Here is a 13,710-nt window from a genome sequence, read left to right as displayed (position 1 = left end):
GACCGAGATCAAGTGGTCGATGTGCTGTCGGGACCCGCCTTTCGGCGGGTCCCGTCGCTGGGCCCCAAGGGGAACAGATTTTAGGCGGACCCTATTCCCCTCCCCCCAGCGAATGCACATAGACAGCCAGTTCCTTGACCTTGACGTCGCCCAGGCGTACGCCCCAAGCAGGCATCACGCCGTTTTTCGGCGCTCGCACCTGCTGGGCGATAGCCCGTTCGCCGGAGCCGTAGAGCCAGATCGCGTCGGTCAGGTCCGGAGCGCCGAGGTCGCGATTGCCCTTGGCGTTGGCGCCATGACAGGCGGCGCAGTTGTCGGCGAAGACCTTGGCGCCGGGCTCCACCTTTGCCGGATCACTGACCGGCCCCGACAGGCTCGCCACATAGGCGCTGACATCGCCGATCTGGCCGGGGTTGAGCATTTCGGCGAAGGCCGGCATCTCCGAAGTGCGAGTGTCCGGATCGTCGACGAAGCGGATGCCGTGAACGATCGTCTTGTGGATCTGATCGGCCGAACCGCCCCACAGCCATTCGTCGTCATTGAGGTTGGGGAAACCGGGCGAGCCTTGCGCCCCTGAACCATGGCACTGCACGCAGTTGACGCGGAAGGTCGCCGCTCCGGCAGCGGTGGCAAAATCGCGCAGGCTGGCGTCGGCCTCGATCTCAACCACCGATTTTGCCTTGATCGCGGCAACGTATTTTTCCTGGGCGGCGCTGGCCGCGGCCAGCTCCTGCTTGACCTCGCCCCGGCTCGAATAATCGAGCACGCCCCTGGTTGCCGATGTCAGAAGCGGCCAGGCGGGATAGGCGACGGTGTAGCCGATCGCCCAGATCACCGTTGCGTAGAACGTCCACAACCACCAGCGCGGCATCGGGTTGTCGAGTTCGCGGATGCCGTCCCATTCGTGGCCGGTGGTCGAAACGCCGGAAACCTCATCGATGTGTTTTTCGGTCATGGCTTGTCGTCCTCGAACGGGATCCTGGCTGCGGCGTCGGCGTGCGTCTTGCTGCCGGGGCGAAGGGTGAAGAGCACCACGCCAACAAAGAAGACGGTCATGCCGAGCAGACCCCAGCTATCGGCGAAGTGGCGCATGGCGGTGTAGGTTTCCATCTCGCGCCCCCGTCAGCGGTAGCCAGCGGCTTCGTCATAGGTCGAGAAATCGACCAGCGTGCCGAGCATCTGCAGATAGGCGACCAGCGCATCCATCTCGGTCACCTGCTGCGGATTGCCATCGAAGTCGCCGATCTTGGCCTTCGGATAGCGCTTGGTCAGAGCCGAGGTGTCGGCATTGGGGTTGGCCTGGGCGACAAGATCGACTTCCGCGTTGTCGATCATCTCCTGCGTATAGGGGACGCCGACATCGACATTGGCGACGAGTTGCGTGGAGAAGCCCTTCGGCGACAGCGGCACGTTCTTCAGGAAGGCGTAGCGCGGCATGATCGATTCCGGCACCACCGAGCGCGGGTCGGTGAGATGCTGGACATGCCATTCGTTGGAATAGCGGTCGCCGACGCGGGCAAGGTCCGGCCCGGTACGCTTCGAGCCCCATTGGAAGGGATGGTCGTACATGGACTCCGCCGCCAGGCTGTAGTGGCCGTAGCGCTCGACCTCATCGCGGAAAGGCCGGATCATCTGGCTGTGGCAGAGGTAGCAGCCCTCGCGGATGTAGATGTTGCGGCCAGCCAGCTCCAGCGGCGAATAGGGCCGCATGCCTTCGACCTTCTCGATGGTGTTCTCGAGATAGAACAGCGGCGCGATCTCGACGATGCCGCCGATGGTGACGACCAGGAACGAGCCGACGAGCAGCAGCGTCGCGTTGCGCTCGATCAGCGCGTGTTTGTCCATCAAAGCCATGTGAGAACTCCTATTCGGCCGGCTGCAGGGCGGGCGCGGTGCCGGTGGTCGGCACCTCCTTGCGCTGTTCACCGCGGATGGTCATGAAGATGTTCCAGGCCATGATCACCACGCCGGAGAGGTAGAGTGCCCCGCCGAAGGCGCGCATCACGTAGTAGGGGTGCATGGCGGCGACGGACTCGGCGAAGGAATAGACCAGGAAGCCCTGCTCATCGTATTCGCGCCACATCAGGCCCTGCATGATGCCCGATACCCACATGGACGCGGCGTAGATGACGATGCCGAGCGTCGCCAGCCAGAAGTGCCAGTTGACCATGCGCACCGAATAGAGGCGTTCGCGGTTCCACAGGCGCGGCACCATGAAATAGACCGCCCCGAAGGAGATCAGCCCGTTCCAGCCGAGCGCGCCGGAATGCACATGGCCGATGGTCCAGTCGGTATAATGGGACAGCGAGTTGACGGCCTTGATCGACATCATCGGCCCCTCGAAAGTGGCCATGCCGTAGAAGGCCACCGCCGTCACCATCATGCGGACGATCGGATCGGTGCGCAGCTTGTCCCAGGCGCCGGACAGCGTCATCAGGCCGTTGATCATGCCGCCCCAGGACGGCATCCACAGCATGATCGAGAACACCATGCCCAAGGTCTGCGCCCAGTCGGGCAGCGCGGTGTAGTGCAGGTGATGCGGCCCGGCCCAGATGTACATGAAGATCAGGGACCAGAAGTGGATGATCGACAGCCGGTAGGAATAGACCGGCCGGTTCACCTGCTTGGGGATGAAATAATACATCATGCCGAGGAAGCCGGCGGTGAGGAAGAAACCGACGGCGTTGTGGCCGTACCACCATTGCGTCAGCGCATCCTGCACGCCGGAGAACAGCGAATAGCTTTTCGATCCGACGAATGAGGCCGGCACCGCCAGATTGTTGACCACGTGCAGCATCGCGATGGTCACGATGAAGGACAGATAGAACCAGTTGGCGACGTAGATATGCGGTTCCTTGCGCTTCAGGATCGTGCCGAGGAAGACTGCCAGGTAGGCGACCCAGACGACGGTGAGGAACAGGTCGATGTACCATTCCGGCTCTGCGTATTCGCGGCTCTGGGTGATGCCGAGCAGATAGCCGGTGGCGGCCATGACGATGAAGAGCTGATAGCCCCAGAAGACGTACCAGGCGAGATTGCCACCGAAGAGGCGCGCACGGCAGGTGCGCTGCACGACATAGAAGGAGGTCGCGATCAGCGCGTTGCCGCCGAAGGCGAAGATGACCGCCGAAGTATGCAGTGGCCGCATGCGGCCGAAATTGAACCAGGGCTCCAGGTTGAGGTCCGGAAAGGCCAGCTGCAGCGCGATGACGACACCGACCAGCAGCCCGACCACCGCCCAGAACACGGTCGCAATGGCACCGTAGCGAATGGGGCCATCCATATAGGCGGACTGATCCACCGGCTGTTCCGGCTCGAAGCTGACATTGCGCAAGAGCACGATGGTGCCGATGGCCAGCACGGCGAACAGCACCCACATATGCGCGCGAAACGGAGCATCGGCGGCGAAGCCCGCGCCGAGCAGCGCCAGGAACGTCGCCAGGCTCATCCAGGCAATTTCGGCTCCATATCTCATCGAGCGATCCCTCGGCATCATCGAAACCGCATCCCCATGCGGTCTTTCCTGTCTCCGTTTCCGACAAAGCGAGAGTGCCCGCCTTGATCCAGGTCAAAGCCGGGCGAAGCGCTCCTTGTCAGTCTTGACGGCTGGACAAGGGTGCGGAGGACGGTCTGTGCGCGGTGAACGACAGTTGAGAGCCATGGTGGCCGGCGAGCCGCCGCGCACGGAAGGAGCGACACCGGAAGAGACCAGACGCCCGGCGCTGGTCATGCAGCGTGTCCATGACAACAAGCTCGCACTCTGCGCAGCGCTCGAGGCTGTAGCCGACGCCCTGCCCGATGGCGTGTGCCGGGCCGAATGCCTGCGCATAGCCAGCCTGCTGGTGCCGTTGCTACGCCAGGCGCATGCCTATGAGGATGACGTGATCTTCCCGGCCTATGCGGCGGCCGCGCCAGACGCCGCCCTGACCATCAATCGCCTGCGTGTCGAGCATGTCGAGGACGAGAGCTTTGCCGACGAAGTGACCGAGATCCTGCTGGCCATCGGCCATGGCGAACCGATCGCGAATGCCGAAACCATGGGCTTCATGCTGCGGGGACTTTTCGAAACCCTGCGGCGCCACATCGCTTTTGAGCGCGAGCATGTACTGCCGGCTATCCTCGGCTAGAAGCGGAGGCTTTTCACACCGCCTCAGTGCCCGGCGCGCGCTTCCAGCCTTTCGCGCCGCGCCACCGTGACATGGCGGTTGTTCTCGATGCTGATGACGCCATCGGCGCGCAGCTTGGTGAACTGCCGCGAAACCGTCTCGATGGTGAGCCCGAGGAAGTCGGCGATGTCGGCGCGCGTCAGCGGCAGGTCGAACGTCACCTTCTCCTCGCCTTCGTCCAATGTCGGGTCGATGTGGTTGGCGATCAGCAGCAGGAAACTCGCGACCTTCTCCGAAGCCGTCTTGCGGCCAAGCGTCAGCATCCAGTCGCGCGCCTCGTCGAGCTCCTTCAGCGTCTGGCGCAGCAGGCGGTTTTCCAACTCGGGACTCTGCTTCATCATCCGCTCGATGGCGGCCTTCGGAAAGCTGCACAGCGAAACATTGGTCGCAGCCTCGGCATTGACGGCGCTTTCTGTCTTGAACGGACGACCGAGGAAATCGGGAGCGAATTGCAGGCCGACGATCTGCTGGCGGCCATCGGACAAGGTCTTGGTGAGTTTCACCACTCCGGCGAGCACGTTGGAATAGTGATCCACCGTCTCCATGTCGCCGACAAGCTCGGCACCCGGTTCGATGGTCTGCTTGGAAGAAGCCTTGGCGAGCGCCACCAGTTGATCGGAGTCGAGTGCGCCGCAGACACCGCGATGGCGTGCCTCGCATGCCTGGCAGAGAACCGGAATCCCCGCCGTATGAACATCCTGTCGCAGGTTCATGCCGCTCGCGCCCCCGCGTTGCTTAACCCGTTCCTTTTACCCCGTCCCGTCCAGGAAATCCCGCGTCAGTTTGTCTCCGGCGCGATTTGACCTGGATCAAGAACCAGATCCGGCGCGCAGGTCATGATGGCCAACAAGAGAAATCGATGATTTCGAAGGCTGCCATGCAGGACATTCTTCTCAACCGGTATTCGGCTCCGGTACCACGCTACACCAGCTATCCGACGGCACCGCATTTCCACCAGGGCGTCACGGCGCAAACCTATCGTGATTGGCTGACGGCACTGCCAGCCGGCAGCACGCTGTCTCTTTACGCCCATGTTCCCTATTGCGACCGGCTGTGCTGGTTCTGCGCCTGCCACACGAAACACACGCTCTCCTACGGGCCGGTCCGGCGCTACGTCGATGCCTTGCGACGGGAAATCAGGACGGTTGGTGCGCTGCTCGATGGTCAGTGCAAAGTCAGCGCGCTACATCTTGGCGGCGGATCGCCGACGCTGCTCAGCCCGCAAGACATGATCCTGGTGGATACGGCATTGCGCACGGCGTTCCAGTTCGATCCGGATTCGGAAATCAGCGTCGAGATCGACCCCAACGACATGGACGATGGGCGTTTCGACGCGTTGGCGGCGATAGGCATGACCAGGGCCAGCCTTGGGGTACAGGATTTCGACGAAAGAGTGCAGCAGGCGATCAACCGTGAGCAGAGTTTCGAACAGACCCGCTGGGTGGTCGAAAGCGTCAGGGCGCGGGAAGTCTCTTCAGTCAATCTCGACGTGCTCTACGGCCTGCCGTACCAGACGGTCACGACCGTCGCCAGCACCATCGAACAGGTGCTCTCATTGCGCCCTGACCGCATCGCCCTGTTCGGCTACGCGCATGTGCCGTGGTTCAAGAAACACCAGAAGATGATCGATGAGACCGCCCTGCCCGATGCCGCCGAGCGCCTCGCCCAATCGCAACTGGCAGCGGATCTGATCGCGGGCGCCGGCTATGTGGCGATCGGGCTGGACCATTTCGCATGGCCGGGCGACGGCATGGCGCGGGCTCTGGCGGACGGATCGCTCAAGCGCAATTTCCAGGGCTATACCGTGGATGGTGCCGACGCGCTGATCGGACTGGGTGCTTCCTCGATCGGCCGGCTGCCGCAAGGCTATGTCCAGAACATGCCGGCGACCGGCGAGTACCAGAAACTGGTAGAGAAGGGCGAATTGGCGACGGTACGCGGCACAGCACTCACACCACAGGACCGGGCTCGCGGCTGGGTGATCGAACGGCTGATGTGCGACCATGCCTTCTCGCGCGCCGAGCTTCTGGCGCTGTTCGGCGAGGACGCGAAACCTGTCCTGCGCGACGCACACATCCTTGCCGGCGATCCCGCGAGCGGATTCGCGGCCTATGGCGGCGACTTCAGCGTCGCCGAGCAGGCGAAGCCTTTCGTGCGCTCGATCGCGGCGCATTTCGACAGCTATCTTGCGACTGGTGCCGCACGCCACTCCGCGGCGGTGTGACAACCTATCCTGCCTTTAGAGCGTTTCCGTGAAAGACGGAAACGCTCTATGGGCAGGACATGGATTTTCACGCACTGACCCAAACCGCAGTCGACTTTGTCCGGGCCAATCAGGGCTGGGGCTTCCTGGTCGTCATGGCGCTGGCCTTTGGCGAATCCCTGGCTTTCATCTCACTGCTGGTGCCGGCGACGGTCATCCTGCTCGGCATCGGCTTCCTGGTCGGAGAGAGCGGGATTTCGTTCTGGCCACTGTGGGCTGCAGCGGCAATCGGTGCCTTCTTCGGCGACTGGCTCTCGTTCTGGATCGGCCAGAGACTGAAGCATGACGCGGTGCGCTACTGGCCGTTGTCGCGCAATCCGGGCCTGCTCGAGCGGGGCCATCGTTTCTTCGAACGCTGGGGCACACTCGGCGTGTTCGTCGGTCGCTTCTCCGGGCCGCTGCGCGCCTCCATGCCACTGGTTGCGGGCATCTGCGAGATGTCGCCCGTCGCCTTCCAGCTTGCCAATGTGACATCAGCCATGCTGTGGGCCGCCAGCATACTCGCGCCCGGGGCTTTCGGCCTCAAATGGTTGCAAGACTGGATTTGAGTCGTAAGACGGATCGCGCCGCCTATTGCGGGTTCTCCAGGCTGAATAGTTCGCTGTGCTCGTCATAGGCGAACAACTCAGCGTAGCGTGCCCAGGAGATCACCGTCTTCAGCGTTTCATCGGCATAGTCTTCGGTCATGTAATCTTCCAGCTCGTTGCGGAAGCGCGCCATCGGCGCGACATGCGAGGGGCGTTCGTCCAACACCCGGCGGATCAGGCCGATCAGCGGCACATAGGCCGAGATGTGCTCGGCAAACAGCCGCTTGCGTTCGTCCGTTTCCATATGGGCAAAACGCTTTCCGGCATCCGTCAGTTCGATGTCGCCTTCGCTGAGCTGGGCCAGGCGCAACAGTTGCAGGGTTTCACCGAGATGGAAGATCTCGTCGGCCTCCATCTGCAGGGCACCCGCCAGCACCGGAAGGTCGGCGCGCCCCTCATAGGGAGCGGCGGCCAGCGCCTCGATCAGGCCGGCCAGCACGTTGGTCGAGACATGGGTCAGCACCAAGCCGATGCCGGTGCCGGGAATGCCTTCCTTGGAGAGGGTCCGCGGTTCGGCGCGCTGCGTCATGATCGCGTAGATCGAATCGACCAGTTGCCGGAAGACCGGATCGAGGCGATTGCGCGGGTGCGGCAGGTCGACCTTCAACTCGCGCGCGACGCGGCCGGGGTTGGAAGAGAAGACGAGGATGCGGTCGCACATCAGCACTGCCTCCTCGATGTTGTGGGTGACGATCAGCACCGATTTGATCGGCAGGCGGCCCTCCATCCACAGATCGATCATGTCGGTGCGCAACGTCTCGGCAGTGAGCACATCGAGCGCCGAGAACGGCTCGTCCATCAAAAGCAGGTCGGGATGCACCACCAGCGCACGCGCGAAGCCGACACGCTGGCGCATGCCACCCGAAAGCTCTTTTGGAAAAGCATTCTCGAAACCGTCGAGGCCGATGAGGTCGATGGCGGCAAGTGCCCGCGAGCGGCGCTCGACACGATCGATGCCCTGAGCCTCGAGGCCAAGCTCGACGTTCTGGAGAACCGTGAGCCAGGGAAACAGCGCGAAGGACTGGAAGACCATGGCGACGCCCGAAGGCGGGCCCTGGATTTCCAAGCCCCTGCACTCGGCCACGCCCGACGACGGCGCGACAAGGCCCGCGATGATGCGCAGCAGCGTCGACTTGCCCGAACCCGAGCGGCCGAGCAGGCCGACCAGTTCGCCCTCGCGAATGGTCAGGTCGACATTTTCCAGCACCGTCACATCCTTGCCGCTGCCCTTCGGAAAGGAGCGGGAGACCTGACGGATGTCGATGAGCGGCTTCTTGGCGACTTGATCCAGCATGGCAATCATCTCCGTTGGCTCAGGCAAGGCGCAGCCGGCGTTCGCCGAAAGCATAGAGCGGGCGCCAGACCAGCCGGTTGAAGAGGGTGACGAACAGGCACATGACGACGATGCCCAGCACGACACGCGGGAAATCGCCGGCGGACGTCGCCTTGGAGATGTAGGCGCCGAGGCCGCGCGCGGTGAGCTGCTCATTGCCCCAGCTTGCCACCTCGGCGACGATCGAGGCGTTCCACGAACCGCCCGATGCCGTGATGGCGCCGGTGACGTAATACGGGAAAATGCCGGGCAAGATCACCTTGAACCACCAGCGCCAGCCGGCAATGTGGAAGCTGCGCGCCGCCTCCTTGAGGTCGCTCGGAAAGGCCGAGGCGCCGGCGATGACGTTAAACAGGATGTACCATTGCGTGCCCAGGATCATCAGTGGGCTCAGCCAGATGTTCGGGTTGAGGTCGTAATGAACGATCAGCACCACGAACACCGGAAAGGCGATGTTGGCCGGAAAGGCGGCCAGGAACTGCACCAGCGGCTGCACCTTCTCGGCAAGCTTCGGACGCAGGCCGACCCAGACGCCGACCGGCACCCACAGCAGCGTCGCCAGCGCCATCAGCACGATGACGCGCGCCAGGGTGATCAAGGCATCGGTGAGCACGGTAGCGACATCCGGCCAACCGACGTTGGTCTTGAGATAGGCAATGCTGACATAGGCGCCATAGGCAGCACCCAGCGCAATCAGCCCGACCCACAGCCCGTCGAGCAGGCGCGAGCGCACCGCGCCGTTTCCGCCCTTGGCCATCCCAAAGGTCGGCATTGCGGGCAGGCGCAGGGTCCATACCGCACGCGCCAGCCAGGCAAGCGGCGTGACGAGGACACGCACCAGCCGGGCGCGGCGCAGCAAGTCCAGCATCCAGGACTGCGGCGCCTCCACTGAGGCCGTGGTCTCGAAACGGAACTTGTCGGCCCAAGCCACCAGCGGGCGAAACAGCAGCTGGTCGTAGAGGACGATGACCACCAGCATGGTGATGACGGCATAGACGATAGCGGCGATGTTCTGCTGCTGGATGGCCAGCGCCACATAGGAGCCGACGCCCGGCAAGGTCACGGTGGTGTTGCCGACGGTGATGGCCTCGGAGGCGACCACGAAGAACCAGCCGCCCGACATCGACATCATGGCGTTCCAGACCAGGCCCGGCATGGCGAAGGGCACATCGAGGCGCCAGAAGCGCTGCCAACCGGTCAGGTGGAAGCTGCGGGTCGCCTCCTCGAGATCAGCCGGTACATTGCGCATCGACTGGTACATGGAAAAAGTCATGTTCCATGCCTGGCTGGTGAAGATGGCAAACACCGAGGCCAGCTCGGCACCCAGAACAGAGCCGGGAAACAGGTTGAGGAAGAAGGTGACGGTGAAGGTAAGGAAGCCGAGGATCGGCACCGATTGCAGAATGTCCAGCATCGGCACCAGCACCATTTCGGCGCGCCGGCTTTTCGCGGCTGCAGCCGCGTAGACGAAGGTGAAGACCGTGGACAGAACGATCGCCAGCAGCATGCGCAGCGTGGTGCGCAGCGCGTAGACGGGCAGGTTGGCGGGATCGAGCGAAAGCGGGGTCGCATCGAGCGACGACAGCGGCTCGGTGGTGACTTCCGCGCCATAGGCAATCAGCACGATGGCACCAACCACCAGGAGAAGCGCCATGATATCCCATGCACTCGGCAGCACCGAGCGCCGGATGGCCAGCGGAACGTATTTCTGGACCGGCATGACGCACCCCCGACAGGAAGGGGAAATGGATGATTGTGAACGAAGGCTCCGTCTCATCGACGCAGCTTTCGCGCAACTCCTATTTTCAGGCGTGTGTCGGCATTGTGACCGAGGATTTCAGCCGAAGCCGAAAAGCGAACACAAGATCGTGAATGCTCGAAAAACCGGGCAAGCAGACGGTTGGCTGGCCGTCAGCCCTTGACCGCCGAACTCACGATCGAGTCGACGAAGAAGCGCTGCAGGAAGACAAACAGGATCAGCGGCGGCAGTACGGCGAGCGTGGCGCCGGCCATGACCAACCCTGTGTTCATCGCGCCGCGATTGTAGCTCAGCAGCCGGCTGAGGCTGATGACGATCGGATAGCTGTCGGCATTGCCTTGCAGCACGGTGAGCGGCCACAGATAGCTGTTCCAGTGATAGACGAAGGCGAACAGTGCCAGCGCTGCAATGGCCGGAGCGACGGTGGGCGCCACGATCTTGAACAGGATGAGCAGTTCCGAGGCGCCGTCCATGCGCGCGGCGTCGATCAAATCGTCCGGCACGCCAGCGATGAACTGGCGCATCAGGAAGATGCCGAACGCGTTGGCGAGATTGGGCACGATGATGCCGGCAAGGCTGGCATTGAGGCCGATCGACCCCACCATGCGATAGAGCGGAATGAGCGTGACGATCGGCGGCAGGAACATGGTGGCGAGCAGCGCCGAGAACAGCAGCGTGCGGCCGGGGAAGCTGTATTTTGCAAAGGCATAGCCGGCCATCATGGAAGTCACCAGGATGCCGGCAGTGGTGATGGTGGCAATGACAAGGGAGTTCCACATCGAGCGGCCGACATTGACCACGCCCGCCACCTTCTCATAGGCATCAAAGGTCGGGGTGCGCGGGATCCACACTGGCGGCACCTGCATGCTTTCGGCCGTCGTCTTCAGGCTGGACAGCACCATCCACAGCAGTGGGAATGCGGAAGCAACCGCCACCAGCAGCATCAGCGTGGCAAGCAGCGCCTTGCGGCCGGTGGGACGTTGGCGCGGCAAGGTGCTCGACGATCCGGTCGGAGCTCTCATTCGCTGTCCTTCCGGTTCATGAAGGCAAACAGCGCGCAGACCACGACGATGAGGGAAAGCATCAGCATCACCGCCATCGCCGAACCCAATCCGCCCTGGGCGCGCTCGATACCGACGCGGCGGATATGATAGGTCAGTACATTGGTGGAGCCGACCGGACCGCCCTGCGTGATCAGGGCCACCGGCTCGAACACCTGCACCGCATTGATGATGGCGATGACAGCGCTGAACAGCAGCGTGCGGCGCAGCAGCGGCAGCGTGATGAAGCGGAACTGCTCGGTACGGTTGGCGCCATCGAGCGTCGCGGCCTCGTAGAGGCTGCCGGGGATCTGGGTCAGGCCGGCAATGGCCAGCACGGTGAAATAGCCGACCTGCTGCCACACGTTCAACAGCACGATCGAGATCAGCGCCGAGCGCGGCGACGACAGCCAGGGCTGCGGGCCGACGCCGACAAGACCGAGCATCTGGTTGAACGGGCCTTCGCTCGGTGAATAGAGCTTCGACCAGACCAGCGCCACCGCGATCATCGGCACCATGTAGGTTGAAAAGAGAACGGTCCTGAGCAGCGTGCCGCCACCAACATCGCGCTGGTGGACGAGCAGGCCGAACAGGACCGACAGAGGCAGGATGATGGCGACCGACAGGGCGGTGTAGATCGCCGTATTGACCAAAGCGCCCTTGAAATCGCGGCCGACCGATGTCGACCCGAAGATGTCCTGAAAGTTAGCCAGTCCGACGAAACGGGCTTCCGCGAACGGTGTCTGTGTCGACCAGTCGTTGAACGACAGCCAGACCGTCAACAGCATCGGCAGCAGGATGAAAATACCGATCAGCGTCACGGCGGGCGCAAGCATGATGCCCGCCGAAGCGCGATAGCCATTGATCATCGATTGCCTTCCGAAACCCGATATGCGTCAGAGCAATTCCAGCAAAAGTGCGTAGCGGTTTTGCGTCCGGAATTGCGTAAAAACAAAAAGTTAGAGCGTTTCCGCGTTTCCGTGAAAAACGGAACCGCTCTAGAACAGGCTGCCACTACTTGGCGGCGCGTTCCAGAATGGAAATTGCGTCGGCCTGCGCCTTCGCCTGTGCCTCCTTTGCGGAAATCTGACCATATTGCAGCGCTTCCAGCGTCTGCTGCAGCGACTCCGAAAACTCCTGCCCGCCGGGGATGACCGGGAACGGCTTGGCGTCGGATAGGACACTGACATAGCCAGCGAGGAATTCGGTGCCGAGCTTGTCCTTGTGCGCCTCGATGTCGGAACTGCGCGACGGCAGGATGCCCATCGACATCAGGATGTCGGACATGGCCGAGGCACCGTTCTGGCCCGATTTCGCACCGTTCAGCCAGGCCAGGAAATCCCAGGCCGCCTTCTGCTCGGTCTCGCCGGCCTTGGCGTTGACCACCGTCATCCAGGAATACGAAATCGAATGTGGCTTGTCGCCGCTCGGGCCGACCGGAATCGGCGCGGTGGCGATGTTGGCGAATTTGTCGCCCATGCCGGTCTTCAGCGCGCTTTCCCACCAGTTGGCCATGATGATCATGCCGGTCTTGCCGGAAACGAAATTGTCGAGGAAGGGGCCGGTGGTATTAGCGTCGGCGGTGGCCATGGATGGATCGCTCGAGCCGTCCTTGATCAGGCCCTCGTAGAGTTCGAACGCCTCGCCGGCCTGCTTGCTGTCGAGCGTCGGCTTGCCGTCCGTGACCAGTTCGCCGCCATTGGAGACGAGCAGCGAGGCGAAGGGGTGCACCACGCCTGCCGCCCAGGAATTGATCATGCCGAAACCTTGCTGGCCGGCATCCTTCTTGGTCAGCTTCTTCGCTGTCTCGCGAAATTCGTCCCAGGTCTTGGGAGCCGATGCTATGCCGGCCTGCTTGAAGAGGTCTTTGTTGTAGTTCAGCGCGTAGACATCGATCTCGTTCGGAATGCCATAGAGCGCACCGCCAACCGACGCGGCGCTGACGACGCCGGCCGGCCAGGCGCCCTTGATCTCGGCGGCCACGGCTTCCGGTGCCGGCGCAACCAGCTTGTCGCGCACCAGTTCCGGTAGCCACAGATCGTAGATGCCGCCGATGGTCGCGCCATCCGAGCCGCCGCTCTGCGAACGCAGCGTCGTCAACAGGTCGCCGAACGGCACCGCGCGCACGGTAACGGTCACGTCGGGATGGCTCTTGGAATATTCCTTCGCCGCATTCTCCAGCAAGGCGACGGTCTCGGGCGACCAATGGGTCAGATAGGAGATGTTCACGGCCTCGGCCCATGCCGAGCCGGGCAGAAGCGCCAGCCCCGCCGCCAATGCCATTTTCGAAGTCCAGGCCAAAGACATTCACTCCCTCCCATTGTCTGCCAAGGCGGCATGACGTTATGACAATGATGCGTCGTGACGCAAGCGATAACTTGCTACGGGCAACCCTACCAACAGCCATTTCAACCCATCACCTTTCCAGAATGACGGTTTTTAAACAATAAAATCAATACATAATCTCGAATCGAACCGAAACAAACCTCACATCTGCAAGAAGACGTAATGCGAGTTGTCTTGCGATTTCGATTATGTCGTTATAATGAGTTTTGACCGCAG

The 13,710-nt window shown here is 62.5% G+C and carries 13 protein-coding genes; 3 read left to right on the top strand and 10 right to left on the bottom strand.

Annotation, left to right across the window (positions count from 1 at the left end; genetic code table 11):
- Positions 1-91 precede the first annotated feature (91 nt).
- Genes ccoP through ccoN form a run of 4 tightly spaced genes read right to left on the bottom strand, consistent with a single transcriptional unit; the run spans position 92 to position 3,475 of the window.
- Entirely contained in the window at positions 92-955 is an 864-nt protein-coding gene (gene ccoP, locus ACFWXH_RS00195; protein WP_379116468.1) for a cytochrome-c oxidase, cbb3-type subunit III, read from the bottom strand.
- Positions 952-1,110: a CcoQ/FixQ family Cbb3-type cytochrome c oxidase assembly chaperone gene (locus ACFWXH_RS00190; RefSeq protein WP_054309396.1), complete on the bottom strand. Its 159-nt coding sequence runs from the start codon at positions 1,108-1,110 to the stop codon at positions 952-954. The genes ccoP and ACFWXH_RS00190 overlap by 4 nt, the downstream gene beginning before the upstream one ends.
- 12 nt (positions 1,111-1,122) lie before the next feature.
- On the bottom strand, positions 1,123-1,854 hold the full coding sequence (ccoO, locus tag ACFWXH_RS00185; protein WP_379116466.1) for a cytochrome-c oxidase, cbb3-type subunit II: 732 nt from the start codon (positions 1,852-1,854) through the stop codon (positions 1,123-1,125).
- A 10-nt stretch (positions 1,855-1,864) separates the two neighbouring features.
- On the bottom strand, positions 1,865-3,475 hold the full coding sequence (gene ccoN, locus ACFWXH_RS00180) for a cytochrome-c oxidase, cbb3-type subunit I (RefSeq protein WP_379116464.1): 1,611 nt from the start codon (positions 3,473-3,475) through the stop codon (positions 1,865-1,867).
- 157 nt (positions 3,476-3,632) lie between these two features.
- Here ccoN and ACFWXH_RS00175 point away from each other — a divergent pair, with 157 nt between their 5' ends.
- Positions 3,633-4,127, top strand: coding sequence for a hemerythrin domain-containing protein (locus tag ACFWXH_RS00175; protein WP_379116462.1), 495 nt, complete (start codon positions 3,633-3,635; stop codon positions 4,125-4,127).
- 23 nt (positions 4,128-4,150) lie between these two features.
- On the opposite strand, the gene ACFWXH_RS00170 is transcribed toward ACFWXH_RS00175, so the two are convergent.
- Positions 4,151-4,879, bottom strand: coding sequence for a Crp/Fnr family transcriptional regulator (locus ACFWXH_RS00170; protein WP_379116460.1), 729 nt, complete (start codon positions 4,877-4,879; stop codon positions 4,151-4,153).
- 164 nt (positions 4,880-5,043) lie between these two features.
- On the opposite strand from ACFWXH_RS00170, the gene hemN reads away from it, so the two are divergent.
- Together hemN and ACFWXH_RS00160 are read left to right on the top strand one after the other, a co-directional pair.
- Positions 5,044-6,390 (top strand): oxygen-independent coproporphyrinogen III oxidase, encoded by a 1,347-nt coding sequence (gene hemN / locus ACFWXH_RS00165; RefSeq protein WP_379118883.1) that lies wholly within the window; start codon positions 5,044-5,046, stop codon positions 6,388-6,390.
- A 59-nt stretch (positions 6,391-6,449) separates the two neighbouring features.
- Complete coding sequence (locus tag ACFWXH_RS00160; RefSeq protein WP_054309399.1) at positions 6,450-6,977, top strand: DedA family protein; 528 nt, start codon at positions 6,450-6,452, stop codon at positions 6,975-6,977.
- Between the two features lie 22 nt (positions 6,978-6,999).
- Here the strand turns inward: ACFWXH_RS00160 and ACFWXH_RS00155 are convergent, their stop codons facing one another.
- The 5 genes from ACFWXH_RS00155 to ACFWXH_RS00135 form a co-directional block, all read right to left on the bottom strand.
- Positions 7,000-8,310 carry an AAA-associated domain-containing protein gene (locus tag ACFWXH_RS00155; RefSeq protein WP_379116457.1) on the bottom strand — a complete coding sequence of 437 codons (1,311 nt, stop codon included), beginning with the start codon at positions 8,308-8,310 and terminating at the stop codon, positions 7,000-7,002.
- 19 nt (positions 8,311-8,329) lie between these two features.
- Positions 8,330-10,069, bottom strand: a complete 1,740-nt coding sequence (locus ACFWXH_RS00150) for an ABC transporter permease (RefSeq protein ID WP_379116455.1) — start codon at positions 10,067-10,069, stop codon at positions 8,330-8,332.
- A 191-nt stretch (positions 10,070-10,260) separates the two neighbouring features.
- Positions 10,261-11,130 carry a carbohydrate ABC transporter permease gene (locus ACFWXH_RS00145; RefSeq protein ID WP_379116452.1) on the bottom strand — a complete coding sequence of 290 codons (870 nt, stop codon included), beginning with the start codon at positions 11,128-11,130 and terminating at the stop codon, positions 10,261-10,263.
- Positions 11,127-12,017, bottom strand: a complete 891-nt coding sequence (locus ACFWXH_RS00140; protein WP_379116450.1) for a carbohydrate ABC transporter permease — start codon at positions 12,015-12,017, stop codon at positions 11,127-11,129. Before ACFWXH_RS00140 ends, ACFWXH_RS00145 begins: the two co-directional genes overlap by 4 nt.
- A 145-nt stretch (positions 12,018-12,162) precedes the next feature.
- Positions 12,163-13,455, bottom strand: coding sequence for an ABC transporter substrate-binding protein (locus tag ACFWXH_RS00135; RefSeq protein ID WP_379116448.1), 1,293 nt, complete (start codon positions 13,453-13,455; stop codon positions 12,163-12,165).
- Positions 13,456-13,710: the final 255 nt, after the last annotated feature.

This window comes from Mesorhizobium sp. NPDC059054, assembly GCF_042739215.1.
Taxonomy (GTDB): domain Bacteria; phylum Pseudomonadota; class Alphaproteobacteria; order Rhizobiales; family Rhizobiaceae; genus Mesorhizobium.
This window is presented reverse-complemented; position numbering and strand designations above follow the sequence as displayed.